Source organism: Mesorhizobium sp. WSM3224, from assembly GCF_000427725.1.
Lineage (GTDB): Bacteria > Pseudomonadota > Alphaproteobacteria > Rhizobiales > Rhizobiaceae > Mesorhizobium.
The window spans coordinates 190,028-208,618 of record NZ_ATYO01000003.1; the positions used below are offsets into that span (position 1 = coordinate 190,028).

The 18,591-nt window shown below is 64.7% G+C and carries 21 protein-coding genes; 11 read left to right on the forward strand and 10 right to left on the reverse strand.

Going from position 1 to position 18,591, the window contains the following annotated elements; all coding sequences use genetic code 11:
* Window positions 1-171: 171 nt before the first annotated feature.
* The 3 genes from minC to minE all read left to right on the forward strand — a co-directional run bounded on the left by minC (window position 172) and on the right by minE (window position 2,288).
* A complete protein-coding gene (gene minC, locus YU3_RS0107720; RefSeq protein WP_027165697.1) occupies window positions 172-1,095 on the forward strand; it encodes a septum site-determining protein MinC in 924 nt (307 codons plus the stop codon).
* Between the two features lie 108 nt (window positions 1,096-1,203).
* Window positions 1,204-2,019 carry a septum site-determining protein MinD gene (minD, locus tag YU3_RS0107725; RefSeq protein WP_027165698.1) on the forward strand — a complete coding sequence of 272 codons (816 nt, stop codon included), beginning with the start codon at window positions 1,204-1,206 and terminating at the stop codon, window positions 2,017-2,019.
* Complete coding sequence (gene minE, locus YU3_RS0107730; RefSeq protein ID WP_027165699.1) at window positions 2,016-2,288, forward strand: cell division topological specificity factor MinE; 273 nt, start codon at window positions 2,016-2,018, stop codon at window positions 2,286-2,288. Before minD ends, minE begins: the two co-directional genes overlap by 4 nt.
* A 151-nt stretch (window positions 2,289-2,439) precedes the next feature.
* Here minE and YU3_RS0107735 read toward each other — a convergent pair whose 3' ends face one another.
* Genes YU3_RS0107735 through YU3_RS0107750 form a run of 4 tightly spaced genes read right to left on the reverse strand, consistent with a single transcriptional unit; the run spans window position 2,440 to window position 7,485 of the window.
* Complete coding sequence (locus YU3_RS0107735) at window positions 2,440-4,212, reverse strand: ABC transporter ATP-binding protein (protein WP_027165700.1); 1,773 nt, start codon at window positions 4,210-4,212, stop codon at window positions 2,440-2,442.
* Window positions 4,209-5,240, reverse strand: coding sequence for a glycosyltransferase (locus tag YU3_RS0107740; RefSeq protein WP_036258060.1), 1,032 nt, complete (start codon window positions 5,238-5,240; stop codon window positions 4,209-4,211). The genes YU3_RS0107735 and YU3_RS0107740 overlap by 4 nt, the downstream gene beginning before the upstream one ends.
* Window positions 5,237-6,346 carry a glycosyltransferase family A protein gene (locus YU3_RS0107745; RefSeq protein WP_027165702.1) on the reverse strand — a complete coding sequence of 370 codons (1,110 nt, stop codon included), beginning with the start codon at window positions 6,344-6,346 and terminating at the stop codon, window positions 5,237-5,239. The genes YU3_RS0107740 and YU3_RS0107745 overlap by 4 nt, the downstream gene beginning before the upstream one ends.
* On the reverse strand, window positions 6,343-7,485 hold the full coding sequence (locus YU3_RS0107750; protein WP_027165703.1) for an acyltransferase: 1,143 nt from the start codon (window positions 7,483-7,485) through the stop codon (window positions 6,343-6,345). Before YU3_RS0107750 ends, YU3_RS0107745 begins: the two co-directional genes overlap by 4 nt.
* 531 nt (window positions 7,486-8,016) lie before the next feature.
* On the opposite strand from YU3_RS0107750, the gene YU3_RS0107755 reads away from it, so the two are divergent.
* The 3 genes from YU3_RS0107755 to YU3_RS0107765 all read left to right on the forward strand — a co-directional run bounded on the left by YU3_RS0107755 (window position 8,017) and on the right by YU3_RS0107765 (window position 10,706).
* Window positions 8,017-8,904, forward strand: coding sequence for a DMT family transporter (locus YU3_RS0107755; RefSeq protein WP_036258063.1), 888 nt, complete (start codon window positions 8,017-8,019; stop codon window positions 8,902-8,904).
* 273 nt (window positions 8,905-9,177) lie between these two features.
* Entirely contained in the window at window positions 9,178-9,717 is a 540-nt protein-coding gene (locus YU3_RS0107760) for a hypothetical protein (RefSeq protein WP_027165705.1), read from the forward strand.
* Window positions 9,718-10,199: 482 nt separating this feature from the next.
* A complete protein-coding gene (locus YU3_RS0107765; RefSeq protein ID WP_027165706.1) occupies window positions 10,200-10,706 on the forward strand; it encodes a hypothetical protein in 507 nt (168 codons plus the stop codon).
* 164 nt (window positions 10,707-10,870) lie between these two features.
* Here the strand turns inward: YU3_RS0107765 and YU3_RS0107770 are convergent, their stop codons facing one another.
* Both YU3_RS0107770 and YU3_RS0107775 read right to left on the reverse strand, forming a co-directional pair.
* Window positions 10,871-11,515: a response regulator transcription factor gene (locus YU3_RS0107770; RefSeq protein WP_027165707.1), complete on the reverse strand. Its 645-nt coding sequence runs from the start codon at window positions 11,513-11,515 to the stop codon at window positions 10,871-10,873.
* The gene (locus YU3_RS0107775) at window positions 11,512-12,909 is read right to left on the reverse strand and encodes a sensor histidine kinase (protein ID WP_036258065.1); all 1,398 of its coding nucleotides are present in this window, start codon (window positions 12,907-12,909) and stop codon (window positions 11,512-11,514) included. The genes YU3_RS0107770 and YU3_RS0107775 overlap by 4 nt, the downstream gene beginning before the upstream one ends.
* 836 nt (window positions 12,910-13,745) lie before the next feature.
* Between YU3_RS0107775 and YU3_RS40455 the strand changes: the two genes are divergently transcribed.
* The gene (locus YU3_RS40455) at window positions 13,746-13,898 is read left to right on the forward strand and encodes a hypothetical protein (RefSeq protein ID WP_198021648.1); all 153 of its coding nucleotides are present in this window, start codon (window positions 13,746-13,748) and stop codon (window positions 13,896-13,898) included.
* Between the two features lie 21 nt (window positions 13,899-13,919).
* On the opposite strand, the gene YU3_RS40460 is transcribed toward YU3_RS40455, so the two are convergent.
* The 3 genes from YU3_RS40460 to YU3_RS0107795 all read right to left on the reverse strand — a co-directional run bounded on the left by YU3_RS40460 (window position 13,920) and on the right by YU3_RS0107795 (window position 14,874).
* A complete protein-coding gene (locus tag YU3_RS40460) occupies window positions 13,920-14,081 on the reverse strand; it encodes a hypothetical protein (RefSeq protein WP_156913409.1) in 162 nt (53 codons plus the stop codon).
* 168 nt (window positions 14,082-14,249) lie between these two features.
* The gene (locus tag YU3_RS0107790; protein WP_027165710.1) at window positions 14,250-14,630 is read right to left on the reverse strand and encodes a YkvA family protein; all 381 of its coding nucleotides are present in this window, start codon (window positions 14,628-14,630) and stop codon (window positions 14,250-14,252) included.
* 61 nt (window positions 14,631-14,691) lie between these two features.
* Window positions 14,692-14,874 (reverse strand): hypothetical protein, encoded by a 183-nt coding sequence (locus YU3_RS0107795; protein WP_036258067.1) that lies wholly within the window; start codon window positions 14,872-14,874, stop codon window positions 14,692-14,694.
* Between the two features lie 298 nt (window positions 14,875-15,172).
* Between YU3_RS0107795 and YU3_RS40465 the strand changes: the two genes are divergently transcribed.
* Window positions 15,173-15,322 (forward strand): hypothetical protein, encoded by a 150-nt coding sequence (locus YU3_RS40465; RefSeq protein WP_095770090.1) that lies wholly within the window; start codon window positions 15,173-15,175, stop codon window positions 15,320-15,322.
* Window positions 15,323-15,468: 146 nt separating this feature from the next.
* Here YU3_RS40465 and YU3_RS0107805 read toward each other — a convergent pair whose 3' ends face one another.
* Window positions 15,469-15,804 (reverse strand): hypothetical protein, encoded by a 336-nt coding sequence (locus YU3_RS0107805; RefSeq protein WP_027165712.1) that lies wholly within the window; start codon window positions 15,802-15,804, stop codon window positions 15,469-15,471.
* Window positions 15,805-16,107: 303 nt separating this feature from the next.
* Between YU3_RS0107805 and YU3_RS36195 the strand changes: the two genes are divergently transcribed.
* Genes YU3_RS36195 through YU3_RS0107825 form a run of 3 tightly spaced genes read left to right on the forward strand, consistent with a single transcriptional unit; the run spans window position 16,108 to window position 18,417 of the window.
* A complete protein-coding gene (locus YU3_RS36195) occupies window positions 16,108-16,365 on the forward strand; it encodes a metal-sensing transcriptional repressor (RefSeq protein WP_036258069.1) in 258 nt (85 codons plus the stop codon).
* A gap of 7 nt (window positions 16,366-16,372) precedes the next feature.
* Window positions 16,373-17,704, forward strand: a complete 1,332-nt coding sequence (locus YU3_RS0107820) for a cation diffusion facilitator family transporter (RefSeq protein ID WP_027165713.1) — start codon at window positions 16,373-16,375, stop codon at window positions 17,702-17,704.
* Window positions 17,701-18,417: an ABC transporter permease gene (locus YU3_RS0107825; protein WP_027165714.1), complete on the forward strand. Its 717-nt coding sequence runs from the start codon at window positions 17,701-17,703 to the stop codon at window positions 18,415-18,417. Before YU3_RS0107820 ends, YU3_RS0107825 begins: the two co-directional genes overlap by 4 nt.
* Window positions 18,418-18,591: the final 174 nt, after the last annotated feature.

Genomic DNA, 18,591 nt, shown 5'->3' on the forward strand with positions numbered 1-18,591 from the left:
GGCCGGTCGGGTCCCGGTTTTCGACGGATCGCGGCCGGCGGAAGGCTGTGTGGCCACCCCGCCACAGAACTTAGCCGCGCCACTTCCTTAACGGCCCGCACCCCTGAAATTAACCTTTTGTTAACCATTGCCCCGGCACCCTTTAACCATTGAGTAAGGATTCGCCTGACCGTGACCTTCGCCGCCCCTTTGCAGAACAAATCCATCCGCTTTCGCGCCCGCTCTTTCGTCGCTTTCACGCTGACGCCGGAGGCGCCGATTGCCGACTGGCTGGAGGGGCTGGATCACTGGATCGCCAATTCGCCGGGCTATTTCAACGGCCGCCCGGTGGTGCTGGATCTCAACACCTTGCAGCCGGGGCCGGAGGAGATCACAGCACTTGTCGGCGTGCTTGGCTCGCGCGGCATCCGCGTCTATGCCGTCGAGCTCGAAGGCGCCGAGCTCGGGCCTGAACTGCCGCCGCTGCTTGCCGGCGCCAAGGAGGCGACCGCCGAAGGCCTGCTGGGCAGGGCCGCGCGCAAGGCGAGGGCGGAGGAACTGGAAGCCGCCGCACACGAGCGAGCGCAGGCTGGCGAGGAAGCGGCGCCGACGGAAGTTCCCCAAATAGACAGGTTTGCCCGGATAGACGGGGTTCCCCAGATTGAGATGTCCGGCGACGAGCCGGTCGATCCTGAATTGGCAAGGCTCGAAGCGATACGGATCGAGCCGGCGCAGGCCGAGGCGCTCCCCGCACAGAGTTCCGGGACGGTGCGGGCCGAGCCTTCGGCCGGCACGCTGATGATCAAGGCGCCGATCCGCTCGGGGCAGTCGGTCTTCCATCCACAGGGCGACGTCATCGTGCTGGGCTCGGTCGCGTCCGGTTCGGAAATCGTCGCCGGCGGCTCGATCCATGTCTATGGCACGCTGCGCGGCCGCGCGATCGCCGGGTCGGAAGGCAATATTTCGGCGCGCATCTTCTGCCGCAAGAACGAGGCCGAACTGCTCGCCGTCGACGGCTGGTACACCACGGCCGAGGAAATGGAGGGTGTGTCGCGCGGCAAGGCCGTGCAGGCCTTCCTCGACAACGATGCGCTGTGCGTGGTGCCGCTCGGCTGAGTTTTTTGGCCGCAAGCTTCAGGCCGGTTTCGCGTGCCAAGGTTGTTAACGAGTCCCGCCGTGCCATGCACGGCCAGAGAATAAAAACCGCCAATGGAGGCTGGATATATGGGCAAGGTAGTCGTGGTCACTTCGGGCAAGGGGGGCGTCGGCAAGACAACCTCGACGGCCGCGCTCGGCGCCGCCGTGGCCAAGACCGGCAAGAAGGTGGCGCTGGTCGATTTCGACGTCGGCCTGCGCAACCTCGACCTCATCATGGGCGCCGAGCGCCGCGTGGTGTTCGACCTCGTCAACGTCATCCAGGGCACGGCGAAACTCTCGCAGGCGCTGATCCGCGACAAACGTCTGGAAACGCTCTATCTGCTGCCGGCCTCGCAGACGCGCGACAAGGATGCGCTGACCGAGGAAGGCGTGGCCGAAGTCATCGCAAGGCTGCGCTCGGTGTTCGACTACGTCTTCTGCGACAGCCCGGCCGGCATCGAGCGCGGCGCCCAGCTGGCCATGCGCTTCGCCGACGAGGCGGTCATCGTCACCAACCCGGAAGTGTCTTCGGTGCGCGACTCCGACCGCATCATCGGCCTGCTCGACGCCCGCACCATGAAGGCCGAGCAGGGCGAGGTGGTGCAAAAACACGTGCTGGTCACGCGCTATGACGCGGCGCGCGCTTCGCGCGGCGAGATGCTGTCGATCGACGACGTGCTGGAGATACTCTCGACGCCGCTGCTCGGCATCATCCCGGAAAGCCAGGACGTGCTGAGGGCCTCCAACCTCGGCGCGCCCGTCACGCTCTCGGAACCGCTGAATTCCGCCGCCAAAGCCTATCTTGAAGCGGCAAGACGCCTGGAAGGCGAAGACCTGCCGGTGGTCATCCCCTTCGAACGCAAGGGCTTCCTCGACCGACTGCTCGGAAGGAGGGCTGCATGAGCATCCTCGATCTCTTCAAGCGGCGCACCAGCGCGCCGGTGGCGCGCGAGCGGCTGCAGCTGCTGCTCGCCTATGAGCGCCAAAGCCGCGGCCAGCCCGATCTCGTCTCGATCCTGCGCGAGGAGATCATGGCGGTCATTGCCAGGCATGTGCAGATCGACCAGGACTACCTCCAGGTCTCGATGGACCGCGGCGCGACCATGTCGACGCTGGAGATCGACATCCAGATCCCCAACAAGAGCGCCATGCCGTTGGCCATGACGGGGTGAGCTTTACCCTCCCCCGCGTGGGGAGGGTCGCTACGAAGCAGCGGGGAGGGGGCTGTGCCGGCCCCCACCTTCGGTCCGACCTCCCTACAAGGTAGGGCGCCGGCGCCGCTCCTGCAGCGTCGGAGACTGGCGAAAGCGGCTGAGCGCAATCTCACTCCGGCTGATACAACTCATCCATGCTGCGCGCCGCCAGCTCGGCGAACGGCGCCTGCTTCTTCACCCGTCCATGCTCGAGGATCACCAGGTCGTCGCAGAACGAGATCGTCGAGTGGTGGTGGCTGATGACGATCGTCGTGCGGCGGCCGGCGCGCGACTTCAGCGTTTCCACGATCGCCGCTTCCGAAAGCCCGTCCACCGCGTTGGTGGCCTCGTCGAGGACCAGTATGTCGGGATCGCGCAGCAGGGCGCGGGCGAGCGCAATGCGCTGCCTTTGTCCGGCCGACAGATTGACGCCGCGATAGCCGACGACGGTTTCATAAGCTTGCGGCAGGCATTCGATGAATTCATGCGCCTCGGCGAGCTCGGCGGCGCGCCGCGCCTCTTCCACGCTCGCCGTGTCCTTGCCGTAGGTTATGTTGTCGAGGATGGTGCCGTCCACCAGCTCCAGCTCCTGGCTCGCCAAGGCAATGTGCGCCCGCCATGCGACCGGGTCGATCTCGCCGAGCGCCGTGCCGTCGACGAGGATCTGGCCCCCGTCCGGCTCGACGAAGCGGCACAGCAGGTTGACGATGGTCGTCTTGCCGGCGCCGGAACGGCCGATCAGCGCCGTCGAACGGCCGCTTCGGATGTCGAAGCTCGCGGCGTGCAGCACCGCCGCGCGCTGCTCTTCGTTTGCATAGCTGAAGCTCACGCCCTCGAAGGCGATTTTTTTGCTCAAGGCGACGAACGGCCGGCTGCCTTGCGGCGCCGCCGGCTTGCCCTCGGGGTCGAGCAGCCAGGTCACCTCTTCCAGCGAGCCGGAAAGCCCTTGCAACTGGCTCCATGTCATCTGCAGCGCCCGCACATGCGGCTGCAGCCGGTAAAGCAGGATGAGGAAGGCGGCGACCAGCGGAAAGCTCAAGCCCGCAAGCCAGGCGCCGATCACCACCGTCAGGAACAGCATGGCGTGCAGCACCTCCGTCAGCGGTCCCAGCGCGCCCTGGCGGTTGGAAAGCTGGAAGGCTGCCCGGCGCACGCCGTCCGACGCCGCCTCGAATGCCGCCTTTTCGCGCGCCTCCTGCCCGAAGATGCGGATCAGGCGGCCGGCATGAACGAGGTGAAGCATCCGTGAGGCGAGGGCGCTGTTGCGCGCCGTAACGCTGCGGCTCGGCTTCCTCAGATGCGCCGACAGCGCCATATGCGCCATCTGCACCAGCGCCAGCCCGAGCATCACCAGCAGCGTCATCTGCCAGGACAGCAGCATCAGGAAGGCGAGCAGGATGAGCGCCGCCGAGGCGCTGACGATCGAGCCCAGCATCGCCTGGATGGCGTCGGAGGCGCGCCAGGATTCGCTGGAGATGATGTTGAGCAACCGCCCGGGGCTTTCCTTCAGGAAGAAAGGGTAGCCGACGCTGAGTAGCCGCTCGGCGAGCGCGTCGCGGATCGCCTGGCTGGCCTTGCCGTAGATATGGGCGGTGAGCACCGAATTGGCGAAGGCGAGCAGGTTCTTGAGCAGGATCGAACCAAGGATCGCGGCCGCAATCGCGATCAGCCGCTCGCGCTCGCCAAGCCCCGCGCCGACCGTCTGCAACAGGGCCGAGAAGCCCGCCATGCCGGCGGTGTCGCCATGCCCCATGATGATGCCGAGCAGTGGGATTATCAGCCCGATACCGAAACCTTCGAGCGCAGCACTTGCAAGCCCAAGCACGACGACGATCGGCAGCAGGCCGAACTGCCGCCGGTGGAGCGCATGGCGTAGCATCGATAGCGTCGGGCGCCCGCTCATCGCACGCCGGCCTCCGCCCTGGCGTCGGTGGCCTCCTTGCTCGGCCGCGCCTGCCGCTGCGACCGTCCGGTGAGCACGAGCGCCATGAATTTCGCCGCGCCCGCGAGGTTCATGGCAACGATCGGCCAGTGCGACAGACTGAGCTCCTGGTCGAAGCGCTGGCCGCCGACGAGTTCGCGCGTAGCCGCCCGGGCCGCCCAGTAGAAATGGCGCAGCAGCCACGGCGCGCGGCGCAAATGCTTCAGGCAGAGCGCGCCGTTGCCGAAATGATAGTCGCGGTGCAGCTGGTCGATAGCCACGCGGTCGCGCCGGCCATGATGGTGGAAGATCGTCATGTCGGGCACGTATTCCACCGCCATGCCGGCAAGCATCGCCCGCACCAGATAGTCGGTGTCCTCGGCCGAGCGCAGCGCCCCGCCGGCGCCGAAGCGCTCGTCGAAGGGGCCGATGCGGGCGGCGACCTCTCGGTGCATGGTCATGTTGCAGCCTAGCACGAAGCCGCCCGGATGGACGGCCGGCGTCAGCCGCTCGCGCTTGTCGCAGCGCTTGACGGTGAAGGGCAGGTCGCGCGCGTCGCCGATGTCGACGCGACCGCCGCGGATCAGCCATCTCTCGCCGCTCGCATAATGCCGCTCGAGGTCTACGAGATAGCCGCGGTCGAGCCTGCAGTCGTCGTCGACGAACACCAGCACCCGCCCGCGCGCCCGGGCCAGCCCGGCATTGCGCGCCGCCGCCAGTCCGGGCTGCGGTTCGCAGATTGCGGTCAGCTCGATGTCGGAGGTAGCTGCGGTCGCCGACAGGTACTCCGCCGTGCCATCGCGCGAGCCATTGTCGACCACCACCAGCTCGGCCGCGAAGGCCGGATGTGCCCGGCAGGCGGCGCGGATCGAATCGACGCAGGCTTCCAGCACGGCGAGGCGGTCGCGTGTGCAGACGATGAAGGAGACCTGCGGCCGCTGCCTGGGCCAGGGCGGGACGGGCAGGGCCGGGCGAAGGTGCTGCAGCAACGGAAGGCGCTCGGCGTTCATGCCGCCCCCATCCGATAAGGCGCGAGCACCGGCGCCGCCGGCGTGGATTTGAAGCGGTAGGCGACCCAATCCGCGCGTTTGCCCGCCCACATCGAGGCATGGCTCAGCCAGGGCGCCCAGGCGCCGGGGCCGAGCGCGTATTTCTCGCGGCGTCGTATCGCGTTCCATTTCCCCGTCAGCGTCAGCAATTCATGCGCCAGCGCCGGCCGCTCCTCGTCGTTGACCAGCTGGTAGAGGAAATAGAACAGGTTCAGCGTGCCGGCCTCGAAGCTCGGCCGCGCAGGATCGGGCAATGCGGCGATCCGAGCCTCCAGCGCGCGGATGAAGGCGGCGGCCCGGCGCACGGTCTCGAAGGAGACACGATCGCCGATGGCGCGCAGGTCCTCGCAGTCCTGCGCCAACCCGAGGCGCGCGAGGTTCTCGCCGACAATCTTGAGATGCGTGCGCCGCATTTCCTTGCCGTGCCGGCTGGTCACGCTGCCGGGATGGACCCGGTAGACCAGCAGGCTATCCGGCATCAGCGCCGCCGGATAGCGCTCGGCGAGCCGCCGGAAGAGGTCGAAATCCTCGGCATGCTGGTAAGCGCCGTCGTAATGGAGATCGGCCTCGTCGATAATCCTGCGGTTGTAGACCACCGTCGGGTGCATGAAGATGGTGAAGAACTTCGACAGCACGGGAAGGCTGAGGCGGAACACCGGATCGAGCCGGCCCTTGGCGACGCGGCCGTGCAGCAGCGTATCTACGAGCGCGCCGCAGAAGCCGAGCTCCGGCCGCGCGGCAAACAGCGCCGCCTGGCGCGACAGCCGCCAGGGATAGGCGAAGTCGTCGGCATCCATGCGCGCGACGAGCTCGCCCCGCGCGATCGCCAGTCCCTCGTTGAGGCTAGCGACGAGGCCGCGGTTTTCCCGCGAGATGATGGATATGCGGCTGTCGTCCCGGCGGCAGCGTTCGAGGATCTCCAGCGACTTGTCGGTCGATCCGTCGTCGATCGCGATGACCTCGAGCCGGCGGTAGTCCTGCTGCAGGATCGACTGCATAGCAGCGGCCACATAGGGCTCGGCATTGTAGACCGGCAAGAGCACGGAGATGAGGGGCGCGGCGGTCATGGTCGGCTGCGGTCCGTCGGCCGCAGATCGAGCGCCGGTGCCGCGCCAAACCGGCGGGCCTCGCTCGCGCCGCGCTGGCGCGAGGGCGCGACATAGGGAAAATAGCGCTTGAGGCTGTTGAGCGGCTTCTCGAAAAGCACCCAGGAGAGCGAGGCGACGACCAGCGTGGCGGTGCCCGCGACCAGGAACCGCCCCGGCCCCTGTTCCGAGACGTTGACCGGGATCCACGACTGCGCCCTGACCGCACAGGCCAGCAGGATCGAATGGTAGAGGTAGACGCCATAGCTGATGCGGCCAAGCCCCAGCAGCGGGGGGAGTTCGGCCAACCTGCCTAGCGCGCCGCCGAGGCCATTGGAGAACGCGGCGACGATTGCCAGCATCGGCACCAGCGGCAGCACCTGCACCAGCGCCCAGCGCGGCCATTCCCAGGCCGAATTCGCCGGCCCCGGATCGGACCAGACGACGAACAGGAACACCACCGTCAGGACCGGCCAGCCAAGCCGCATCCATTGCGGCGCGTCTACGCCCCTGGCGCGGCGGACGGCAAGCAGGGCGCCGCAGCCAAGCGCATCCATCGAAGCCGGCGGCAGCAGGTCCCGGGCGAGCGCCGGGTCGGCGGTGATCGGCCAGTAGAACCGATAGGCGAGCGAGAAGGCGATGACGCCAATGGTGATCGCCTCGATGCGCCGGCGTGGCGCCAGAAGCACGATCAGCGGCCAGGCGAGGTAGAACTGCTCCTCGATGCTGAGGCTCCAGAAATGGCAGAGCAGCCAGGGCGTCCAGTCGTCGTGCAGCGCATACCAGAAATTCGACAGGTAGAGCGCATGCCAGGCGAACGAGGCCCTGGATTGTTCCGAGGCGAGCCACACGAGTCCCAGCACGGCGAAGTAGGGCGGGAATATCCGGATCATGCGCCTGGCATAGAAGGAGCGCAGCGCCGGCCCGGCCTCGAATTGGGTGGCGTCGCGCGCCTCCAGCAAAAGCCGGGTGATCAGGAAGCCGGAGAGCACGAAGAACAGCCTGACGCCTAGATGACCGACGAATGACGAGCCGCCGGGCGCGAGGAAATGCGAGTAGAGCACCAGCGTCACGGCAATCGCCCGCAGTGTGTCCAGCTGGATGTCGCGCGCGTTCACCACCGGCGGCTTCCGCAACGCATTTTCGTGCGGGACGCTGTCGTTGCGGCTCAGCGGAATGCCCATCGGGGTCGCTATAACGGCATCCTCCACTGCCTATGTCCGGCAAGGTTTCTCGCGGTCCATATTGCAGCGCAACACAAAATGCTTACGGCTTTGAAATAAAGATGTGATGAGTAGGGTTTAAGGTATTGTTTGCTTAGTGAAACTATTAGCGACGATGTCCAATGGTCCTACATGCTTATAGGCAGTTAGTCCGATTCTTTGAAAAGCACCTGTCCCGGAGGATGTTGTAAAATTGTACCGGCAACCATAGCGGGAACATTGAAGGGCATCGAAATAGGTGACTTTTCGTCCAATGATTTCTTCGGGGATTTCGCAAAAATCGCCTTGTATTTCAGTATCTTGTGCGGTGCAACAACCCCACCGGTAGAGCGATGGGCGCCTTGTCCCACCATCCGCCGGCCCGTGCCACACGACAGCGCGATCGACAGGCTTTATCCCCCTCGATCACGCGGACAAGGGGGAGAGGAAGTGACGTCGACGCCGATTGCAAAACCGGAGGCGCAACTAGGCGCCTTACCCGTCCTCGGTCTGCTCGGCGCGATCCTGTCGGTGCAGGTCGGCGCCGCCTTTGCCAAGGGCCTTTTCCCGGTGCTGGGGTCGGAAGGCACGACGATGCTGAGGCTCGCCATCGGCGCGCTGATGCTGGGGGCAGTGCTCAGGCCATGGAAGGTGCTGCCCTCGCGAAAAAGCCTGCCCTGGCTTGCCGCCTATGGCATCACCGTCTGCGCCATGAACATGCTCTTCTATGCCGCGCTCCAGCGTATTCCGCTCGGCATCTGCGTGGCGCTTGAATTCACCGGGCCGCTGTTCGTCGCCACGCTCGGCTCCAGGCGCCTGCTCGACCTCGTCTGGGTGGCGCTGGCCGTCGCCGGCATCGTGCTGCTCTCGCCTTTCGCCGACGCCAGCCGAGGGCTCGATCCGCTGGGCGTGGCGCTGGCGCTTGCTGCGGGCGCCTGTTGGGGGCTCTACATCATCTTCGCCCAGAAGGCCGGCGCCGAGCTCGGCGTGCGCACCTCCGCCTATGGCATGGCGATCGCCGCGGTATTGGCGCTGCCTTTCGGCTTCAGCGCGGCCGAGCCCTATCTCGCCGACCCGCACATCATGGCGGGCGCCGCCGTGGTCGGCCTGTTCTCCAGCGCGCTGCCCTTCTATCTGGAAATGCTGGTGCTGGCCCGCATGCCGGCCAAGGTCTACGGCATGCTGGTGTGCCTTGAGCCGGCGGGCGGCGCATTGACCGGCTTCCTGTTCCTGCATGAGAAGCTCAACCTGCTGCAATGCGCCGGCATCGCCGCCGTCATTGCCGCCGCCTTCGGCACGGCGGTCGTGGCGCGGCGTCCGCTGCCTTCGCCGGCCTGACTCCTCTGACGCTGGTCGTGCGCCAGCGCCCCGCTGCCCGTCTAAAGGGTTGCCCGGTCTGGAGAAATCGATCCGCGCGGGGCCATGTCCAGCTACATCCAGTGGTTGAAATAAGACTTAGGTCCTAGAACAATGTCGCAATAAGTCCGAGTGGACAAGACAAGGGTCGTGGGCCACTTCCTTATGATGAGCGGATTGGGGATGCTTATGCTGCGACATTGCCGGTGGGGTAGTTCGGCCGACGGGCTGAAGGGCTGGCATGGGGAGAGCGGAATGCGCGCATCGCGCAGGGGCTGCAGGCTGGCCTTGCAAGCGCTGACTGCGTTGGCGCTTGTTGTCGCGCCTTTCAGTCTCTCCATCGATGGTCCCGTCGTGGCCAAGGCCTATGCCGGCAAAGGCGGCAATGGTGGCGGCAACGGCAATGGTGGTGGAAACGGCGGCGGCAATAGCGGCGGAAACGGCAATAGCGGCGGTAATAGCGGAAACGGCAACAGCGGCGGCAACAGCGGTAATAGCGGAAACAACGGCAACAGCGGCGGCGACAACGGAAACGGGAACAGCAGCGGCGACAAAGGGAACAGCGGCAAGAACAATAGCGCCAGCGCGACAAGCACCGCAGACGTCGACAGTCATTTGAACGCCCTTACCGGCGACAAGGTTGAGGCCACCCGCAACAGAATCCAGGTCACGCACCGCAACGGAATGAAGGAGCAGATCGAGAACGGCCGGTTCAGGATGGAAGACAAATACGGACGCACCATCGTCGACCGCAAGGCCACCATGGCCGATCTCAATCGTCTGAAGAGTTTGTGAGACGCAGTTTGTGAGAGTGAGGTTTTACCGGGATTAGATCTTAAGGGACCGAAGGTCAGCGCTGCAAAATCAGGTTGCCACCTTTTGCTTCGTCTCTACGGTCCTGATCGTCTTTCGATAAAACTTAGCTACTCACCTTACCCCCGCCTCCGTGCGGGGGTAATTTTTTCAAGGCATGTCGCCCAAAAGTGCGCAGCGGTTTTGGGAGAACGACATGCATCAAACAACGGCTTAAAAGCGCGTCGCCTGAATCCGTTTCGACGCGATACGCTTTAAGCCCCGGCCACGGCTTGCCGGTTGCGACGTTGGTCAGCCATGACGGTGGAAATGGTCCGACTGGCCGGGGCATGGGTCGTGGGCCGCTTTCGTCGCTCTGTCGGAATGTGAATCCTTGCCCCGTTGAAATGCCCGGTTCCGCCTAGCTTGTGCCGCGAGCGGAACTTCGGCCCATGCCGAGGTGGAACCGGTAGGAAAGGCACGGAATGCCCCAACCCGCTTGCAAAAGGCTTGCCCACCTCACGCTGCACGTCGCTGCCGCGCTGGCGCTTGTCGTCGTGCCCGGTCTTTTGGGGCCGGACAACGTGACCAAGCTCGTATCCGCCGCCTATGCCGGCAATGGCAATGGCGGCAACGGTGGCAACGGCGGCAATGGCAGTGGCGGCAATTCGGGTTCCGCCGGCGGGTCGAATTCGGGCTCCGCCAGCGGCTCGAATTCCGGCAATAGCAACGCCGGCGGCGGCAACCCAAATGCCGGCCCGGGCAACAACAGCGGCAAGGGCAAGACCAATCCCGCTGGCAAGAACAGCTTCAGCAACGCGGCGACCGGCGACACGCTGTCGATCGATGGCGACAAGATCACCGTCATCCATAGCAACGGCATGAAGGAGCAAGTCCAGAACGGCCGCTTCGAGATGACGGACGCGCAAGGCCGCACCATCATCGACCGCCAGGCGACGCAGGAGGACGTCTCGCGCCTGCTGAACTTGTGAGGGCCTGGAGGAGCTACCCCCTTTTTCCGGCGCCCTCGCATGCCACCCCGTCCCTTGAGGCGGGGGTGATTCTTTTGAATGGTGAGTAGTGGGACGACGCGCTGGCACAGTGACGTCACCGTCTACTTACTACTTACTACTTACTACCCGCTACTCACTACTCTCTAATTCCTCTCCCTCGCCTCATGCATCAGCAGCGCCGCCTCGGTGCGGTTGCGCACGTTGAGCTTGGCGAGCACCCTGGTCATGTGATGCTTGACCGTCTTTTCCTGTAGCGACAGCCGGGCAGCGACCTCCTTGTTGCTCAGCCCTTCCCCGACCAGTTTCAGGATCTCGGCCTCGCGGGTGGTGAGCTGGGCGAGCGGATCGGGCTTGCTGCCGGTCGGCTGCAGAAGATCGGAAAGCAGCCTGGCCGAGAGGCTCGGCGACACATAGCTCTGGCCGTTGGCGACATCGCGCAGGATCTCGGCCAGCGCCTTGGAGCCGACACCCTTCAGCACATAGCCGCGCGCGCCCGCCTTCAGCGCGTGGGCGACGTCGGCGTTGGTCTCCGACACCGTCAGCATGACGACCTTCTGGTCGGGCACCGCTGAAAGGATGCCGCCGAGCGCGTTGAGGCCGCCGCCCGGCATGCTGATGTCGAGCAGGAGAATATCGGGCGTGCTGGCGCGCACCAGCCTTTCGGCGTCCTCGGCGCTGGCGCCTTCGCCAACAAGTTCGAAGCCGCCTATCTCGCCGAGGCTGCGCGCCACGCCCTCGCGAAACAGTGGGTGGTCGTCGACTATTGCGATGCGGATGGATGTGCTCACGGTTGCTCCTCGACAGACAAGGTGATTACCAGTCTGGTTCCTCCGGGGCCGGTCAGCGTTTCGAACTGCCCCCCGATGCTTTCGATACGTTCCCTGAGGCCCGCAAGCCCAAGGCCTTCGCTTCGCGCCGGATCGAAACCGGGGCCGGTATCCAGCACCTCGACCAGGAACTTGCCGCCCTTCGTCGTGGCTCTGACCTGCTGGCCCTTGCCCTTGCCGTGACGGAAGGCATTGTTCAGGCCTTCCTGCACGAAGCGATAGATGCTGATCTTTTCCGAGGTGCCGAGTTCCGGCAAGCGCTCGGGTAGCGTTAGCAATACATTGGTGCTGGTGCGGCGCTCATGCTCGGCTACCGCCAGCCGCAAAATATCGGCAATGGCCTGCGCCTCGATCTGTGGCAGCACCAGCCCGTTGCAGATGCCGCGTATCTCGCGCATCGCTTCGCCCAGCGTCTTGTGTATGCCGGCGATCTCGGCTTCGCGCAGCGTGCTCGATGTGGCCGGATCGACCAGCGCCGGGCTGTCCATCCTGAGCGCGGCGAGCGCCACCAGTTGCGCCGGCCCGTCATGCAGGTCGGCCCCGATGCGCCTCAGATACCGCTCGTTGAGGGCGGTGGCGCGGCGCGAGGCGCGCTGAACGCGCTGACGCAGCGACGAGTTCTGCGCCAGCGCCGCCTGCAATTCGGAAACCTTGGCCTCGAGCGCTTCCTGCTGCGTGACGATGGTGCGGCTGCCGCGGAAAACGATGCCCGAGAGCAGGGCAAGCGCCGCCGCCGTGGCGGCCGCCACCACCAGCCAGCTCCACAACAGGGCGGAGTGCAGGGACTCCTCGAAATCGCCGGACAATTCGTAGAATTCGGTGACGGCCACGACCTCGCCCGACCAGGGCTCGCGCACCGGGTTGTAGATTTCCAGCAGCGGCATGCCCATCGACCGCTCCTTGTCGTCTTCCTCGTCTTCGAGCCTGTTGTATTTGACCATGACATTGCCGGCGAAAGCGGCGAGCAGGTTGGCGTTGGGCTTGATCTGCCTGCCGATGAGGTCGGCGTCCTTCGAGTAGAGGATCGTTCCGTCGCGCCGCCACAGCTTGAACGAGACCAGCCTCTTCCCGAGCGCGCCCTGGCCCAGCGTCTCGTCCAGCGCCCGCTTGACGGTGTCGTCGAGCTCCTGGCTCTTGCGCATGTCGGGCAGCAGGGGGGCGATCACGCTGTCGACATAGAGTGCGGTGGTGGCGGCGGAATTGTGCAAGACGCCGTCACGGATCTGCGATGTCACCCACAGCCCGACCACGAGCATCACGGCCAGAAGGCCGATGCCGCCCGCGATCACGAACTGCCAAGCCAGCGAGAGCCCGCTCCAGACTCGTGCAAGTCGTTTTAAATACCTCCCAAACATCGGCACCATTCACCCACCCGTCAGCGAGAGTATAGGTGAGGGGAGGCAATTGCGACACCGACCTTGGTCCGTGCCCGCGGGCAAGGTTAATGGCCGGCGGTTGGGTTCGCGTACGCCGGCGGGCAGGCCCGGATTCGCAACGAGCGTCCTCATTCTTAGAATAGCAAAAGCCCGCGCCACTCCTGTCGACGGGGGAGACGCGGGCCGGTTGCCACCTGAATTCACGGGATCATTTTTCGCAACGCCGACACAACCACCAATCGAGCCCTGGGTCCAGAGCAAAGACATATGCCCCGCGGAATATAGCGACACGCCGCAGCCGCCTTGGCCGGCCCGGTCTTTTCATCCGTCGTTGTAGATACGAATATATAGCGGCGGACCCCGCTCGGACCTTTGCGCTGCTGCATAAGACCTCAGCCACAATTGCGAGCGTAGCTGGAAACAGACACTCTGTCCCCTGCGTCGGCCTCCCCCCAAGGAAACCCAATGGTCGTCGCTTTAGCCCGGCTTGCCTGTCAAAGAGCCGTACTCTTTTGCCGCCAAGGCAAGCCGGGCTACCCCAACTGCCTTCCCATGCTCGATATGGCGTGAGCCACAGTGCCGAAAATGGTGTGGTGCCATGCCGGCAGTCGATACCGATCATTGCAACGCGCCGTTGCTCGGTCGTCCAACTGCCGACCGCGGAACCCGTGACGAATAGAGGCGGGGAGGCACCCGATCCTCCATTTTCGACGGAACGAAGGCCGGGCAAGCGCGTTTTTGCGGTGATGCCGAGGGCTCCTCACCATCACAAGGCCGAAAGGTCTTTTCAGGCCTCGACTGTGGAGGCCGAGCGCTTGGCGCGCGCGCAAAAGAATTCCAGGCTGAAAAACCTTCGCACCCACGCTTCGTGGCTGGTGCTCGATCCGCAGGCGCGTTTCCAGGAGGAGATCGACTGTTCGGCGCTGCTCCGCGACCTGTCGATCCGAGAGGTCGATGGCGAGGGCTAGAACTCGGCGGCTTTCAACCTTTCACGCAGCCTGCAATTCGGCTACGGCATCCTCTCGCGATATCTCGACCAGCCGCGCGATCGCCAATGGCGCCATCAGCGCAAAGAAGGCCGTGACATCGAGGAAGATCGACCACGCCAGATCGAACCCGCTGTGGTCGTAGCAGACTGCAAACTCCATCACGCCGGACCCCCCTTTGACCCACCCGTTGCGCATGTCGTTTCGCGCTCTCGACAAGCATGATCCTGATTTGCGCCAAACACAAGAGATTGCTAATTTGATGATGTGCCGCTGCTGAGGCACGGGCAGCAGGTCGATCGACATCGTTCCGCCGAGCCCGAACGCCGGCATTTAGGCCGGCTTCGGCCAGAACAGCCAAGCGAGCGCCAGCGCAGCCAGCGCCCAGAGCGCGATCATGAAGGCGAGACCGGCCCTGCTGACCGGTTTCTCACGGCGCATCGCCTCTTCGCGGAATTCCTGCATCAGGTTGACCGGCACAAGCTTGATCGCGAGCATGATGCCGACCGGCACGATCAGCAGGTCATCCAGATAGCCGACGATCGGGATGAAGTCCGGGATGAGATCGATGGGGCTCAGCGCATAGGCCGCGACGGCGCCCGCGGTAGCCTTTGCGTACCAGGGCACGCGCGGATCACGGGCGGCAATCCACAGCGCCACTGCATCGCGCTTGATTCCGCGCGCCCATTGCTTTGCCGAGGTGAGAGCCGACATGCGCCTATTATATACGGCTGTGCGGGTCGTCAGACCACTGGCGATCACCGGCTAGGCCTCTTCAGGCGCAGTCTTTCAGCTCGACAACCTCGACGCCGAGACGGAAGGCCTGGCCATCGGCATAGGAGCGCGCATACTGCTCGGCTTCAAAGGGGAAAATGAGCGTGGTGCCGTAGGCGGTGACGCGCACCGTCCACTTCTGGCCCCTGACGAGTTCAACGCCGTGAAGCTTCGCCGTCACCATCTCACCCTCCTCAGATCCGGCACACCAGCAACGTTCGCATAACGTCGCGAAAGTCATTTGAATACAAATAATCCGACTCAATCGTGTCGCTACGATGTCGATTCCGACATTGGGTCGTTTGCGTCCGTGAAATGGTTCACCGACAGCGGCGTTTTTTGATTCCTGCCGCGAGCGGCCGACTGGTCTGCCCGGAACCGTGACGGCTTCGGCGGGGTTAGAGTTCTAAAGCGCGTTGCATGTCGTTGTCCCAGAACCGCACTTCTGGACGACATGCATTCAGCTCGCACAGGAGATCGCCATGATCCGCAAACTGAAATCCGGCGAATACCGCCTCTATTCGCGCAAAGTCGATCCGAGAACCGGCAAGCGCCGCAATCTCGGCACCTTCAAATCGCGCGAAGCCGCTGAAAAGCACGAACGCGAAGTGCAGTATTTCAAGCGCCACTAATGCATGTCGCCCAAAAGTGCGCAGCGGTCTTGGGGGGCGACATGCATCAAAAACGAAGACTTAAAGCGCGTCGACTGAATCCGTTTCAACGCGACGCGCTTTAGGAACGGTCACCGTTGCACAAGGGAAGGATAGCGGTCCTGGTTTCACCCATGCGGTCTCGGCTGGGTGCGCGGGCGAGGATGGTCAGGCACGTTTGAGCCGATATGGTCGAGGTCGCAACGTCTCGTCACCATCTCGACCGACTTGGTGTCGACGGTCACGCGCCCCAGCACCTGCACCGTCGTGCGTCCAAGACCCTCGTCGACATGGACGACGTCGCCCTCGAGTCTGAGCTTGTCGCCTGGCTTGGCATTGGGCTCCACCATTGAATAGCGATGGGCGTTGCTCTCGAGCTCCAGCGTCACGCGGTCCCCGACGCGCTCGACCACCGTGGCGATGACAGCCACGCGGTCGCCTATCTCCACTGCCGGCCGTGTCATTGCGATCTCCTTTCAGCTCCGCGCGGTTCCTCGCCCGACGAAGCCGGCTGATGAGCGCCAGCAGCCGCTGAAATAAACGCGAAAACAAGCATTTGGTTGCCCGTGGATTGCCTGTCGCTGCGGGGCCCGCTCCCCACGGCTGCACAAAATCCGGCCGCAATGTCAGCGTGGCGCTCGACGTCACGTTGACGACGCCGGAGCGGCGCCCCGCACCTGCGGGATCTGCCTGGAGGGCAGGGACAAGCGAAGTGGCAGGCCTAGTTGCAGTTTGCACCATCCTACCCTGGAGGATAGGATATCGGCATGACAGTACACAGCTCCCACCCCGATATCATCGTCCGGCTCAAGCGTGCGCACGGCCATCTTGCCGCCGTGCTCGCCATGTTCGAACAGGGCCGCTCCTGCCTCGACCTCGCGCAACAGCTCCATGCCGTCGAAAGCGCCGTCGGCAATGCCAAGCGGGAGCTGATCCATGACCATATGGAGCATTGCCTTGTCGAAGGTGGCGAGCCGACGAGGGACACGCTCAAGGAGCTGAAGCAGCTCACCAAATATCTGTGAGGCGGCGATGTGGGAAAAAGTTCTGGACTGGTTCGGCTTCGGCCCGCACGGGCATGATCATGGCGGGCACGGCCACGATCGTCACCCGCCGCACGGCCATACGCATGGTGTGATCGATGCGACCATCGCCAGCACCGATCGCGGCATCTGGGCGATCAAATGGTCGTTCGTCATCCTGGCTATAACGGCCGCGCTGCAGATCGCCGTCGTCGTGGTTTCGGGCAGCGTGGCGCTGCTTGCCGACACCATCCACAATATCGCCGATGCGACCACGGCCATACCGCTTTGGATCGCTTTCGTGCTGGCGCGGCGCACGCCGACCCGTATTTTCACCTACGGCCTTGGCCGGGTCGAGGACCTTGCCGGCCTAGTCATCGTGCTCATCATCCTGGCGAGCGCGCTCGTCGCCGGATATGAGGCGGTCAACCGCCTGTTCAGCCCGCAGCCGGTCCAGTTCCTGGGCTGGCTTGCCGCAGCCGGCATCATCGGCTTCCTCGGCAACGAGGCGGTGGCCGTGTTCCGCATCCGCGTCGGTCGCCAGATCAACAGCGCGGCCCTGATCGCCGACGGCTATCACGCGCGCACGGACGGCCTCACCAGCCTTGCCGTCGTTGTCGGCGCGATCGGCGTCTGGCTTGGCTATCCGCTTGCCGACCCGGTCATCGGCCTGCTCATCACCGTCGCCATCTTCGGCATCGTCTGGCAGTCGGCGCGCTCGGTGCTGACGCGCATGCTGGACGGCGTGGAGCCGGGGCTTGTCGATGAGGTTCATCATGCCGCCGAACATGTTGCGGGGATCGAAAAGGTGGTCGACGCGAAGGCCCGCTGGCTTGGCCACAAGCTGCATGTCGATGTGGAGATTGCGGTCAACGACGCGCTGCTGCTTGCCGCCGCGAACAACATCGCCACGTCGCTGAAGACCGAACTCTTCGCGCATATTCCCGCGCTCGACGTCGCCACGGTGCGCTTTGCCGAGCCGGAGACGGAGGGCGGGCATCATCACGTGCCTGACCCGTTCCTGGTATCGGGCAAGCTCGCCAGCGGGCTGCTCGAAATCGTCGATACGCCACAGGGCGAGCGCATGCGGTTGCGGCTCTCGCGTCACGCCGAGGGCCTGCGGGCAAACGTCGCCATCGAACGCGCCGGCGGGGCCGTCGAAAGCCTGCCGCTGTCTCCGGTCGGCGGCGACCACCACTATCTGCAAAGCCTGGTCGCACCGGCCGAACCGCATGAATTCAGCGCCAGGCTGCAATTGGCGGCCGGTCCCGACAGCGAGGATCTGCGTTTCACCATGGCGGAGCCGGAAGGGCATCACCACGACGAGCATGTGCATGGATGATACAGGGACTGTTCGATTATCAGCGTGAAATCTACCTGGCGGTGGCCGAGCATCTCAAGCTCTTTGCCGCCGACAGGAACTGGTTGGCGCTTTTGGTGGTGCTGCCGATGGGAGTGGTGTTCGGCGCGGCCCACGCGGTGACGCCGGGCCATTCGAAGGCGCTGCTTGCGGCCTATGTGGCCGGCTCGCAGGTCCGGCTCTCGCGCGGGCTTTTGGTTTCGTTGGCGCTCTCCTTCACCCATATTGCGCTGGCAGTGCTCATCGCGGTGCTGGCGCTGCCGCTCGTCTCGCTCGCTCTAGGCAGCGTCGGCCGCGCGCCGGCTCTGGAAGCGCTGAGCCGCGGTCTCCTTGGCGTCATCGGCCTGTGGATGATCTGGCGCGCACTGCGCGGCCACCACCATCGCCATGCTCATGAGGGCGCGGCGGTCGGCGTCATGGCGGGGTTGATCCCGTGCCCGTTGACATTGTTCGTCATGACCTTCGCCATAGCGCGCGGCGTGCCATGGGCGGGCCTGGTGTTCGCCGTCGCAATGATGGCGGGCGTCGCGGTCACGCTCGGCGTCGTCGTTCTCCTGGCCGTGTTATTTCGCAATGGATCGGCCGCCATGCTTGAATGGCTCGGGTCGAGCACGGCTGGCGTAGCGACGTTTTTCGAAGTCGCGACCGGGTTGGTTCTAGTTGGTGCGGCGCTTCATCAATTCCTCGGCGCTTAGCCTTGCGGTCAGTCGCCCGTTAGCGCCGGCCGAGCCTCACGAATTTAGCGCCAGGCTGCACTTGGTGGCCGGGTGCCGATGGCGAAGACCTGCCCCTGGCTGACGGCGGCGTTGCCCGGACATGAGAGCGACGGGGCGGGTGCCCGTCGCTTCCGTGGTGTGATTCCGCCATCG

What these genes read in the sequence shown, in the direction of transcription:
- YU3_RS0107790 (WP_027165710.1), bottom strand. Translation starts at nt 14,630, where the DNA reads ATGTCGGCTCTCACCTCGGCAAAGCAATGGGCGCGCGGAATCAAGCGC.
- YU3_RS0107765 (WP_027165706.1), top strand. Translation starts at nt 10,200, where the DNA reads ATGCCCCAACCCGCTTGCAAAAGGCTTGCCCACCTCACGCTGCACGTC.
- YU3_RS0107745 (WP_027165702.1), bottom strand. Translation starts at nt 6,346, where the DNA reads ATGACCGCCGCGCCCCTCATCTCCGTGCTCTTGCCGGTCTACAATGCC.
- YU3_RS0107825 (WP_027165714.1), top strand. Translation starts at nt 17,701, where the DNA reads ATGATACAGGGACTGTTCGATTATCAGCGTGAAATCTACCTGGCGGTG.
- YU3_RS36195 (WP_036258069.1), top strand. Translation starts at nt 16,108, where the DNA reads ATGACAGTACACAGCTCCCACCCCGATATCATCGTCCGGCTCAAGCGT.
- YU3_RS0107735 (WP_027165700.1), bottom strand. Translation starts at nt 4,212, where the DNA reads ATGAGCGGGCGCCCGACGCTATCGATGCTACGCCATGCGCTCCACCGG.
- YU3_RS0107820 (WP_027165713.1), top strand. Translation starts at nt 16,373, where the DNA reads ATGTGGGAAAAAGTTCTGGACTGGTTCGGCTTCGGCCCGCACGGGCAT.
- YU3_RS0107775 (WP_036258065.1), bottom strand. Translation starts at nt 12,909, where the DNA reads ATGTTTGGGAGGTATTTAAAACGACTTGCACGAGTCTGGAGCGGGCTC.
- YU3_RS0107760 (WP_027165705.1), top strand. Translation starts at nt 9,178, where the DNA reads ATGCGCGCATCGCGCAGGGGCTGCAGGCTGGCCTTGCAAGCGCTGACT.
- minD (WP_027165698.1), top strand. Translation starts at nt 1,204, where the DNA reads ATGGGCAAGGTAGTCGTGGTCACTTCGGGCAAGGGGGGCGTCGGCAAG.
- minE (WP_027165699.1), top strand. Translation starts at nt 2,016, where the DNA reads ATGAGCATCCTCGATCTCTTCAAGCGGCGCACCAGCGCGCCGGTGGCG.
- YU3_RS40465 (WP_095770090.1), top strand. Translation starts at nt 15,173, where the DNA reads ATGATCCGCAAACTGAAATCCGGCGAATACCGCCTCTATTCGCGCAAA.
- YU3_RS0107805 (WP_027165712.1), bottom strand. Translation starts at nt 15,804, where the DNA reads ATGACACGGCCGGCAGTGGAGATAGGCGACCGCGTGGCTGTCATCGCC.
- YU3_RS0107740 (WP_036258060.1), bottom strand. Translation starts at nt 5,240, where the DNA reads ATGAACGCCGAGCGCCTTCCGTTGCTGCAGCACCTTCGCCCGGCCCTG.
- YU3_RS0107795 (WP_036258067.1), bottom strand. Translation starts at nt 14,874, where the DNA reads ATGGTGACGGCGAAGCTTCACGGCGTTGAACTCGTCAGGGGCCAGAAG.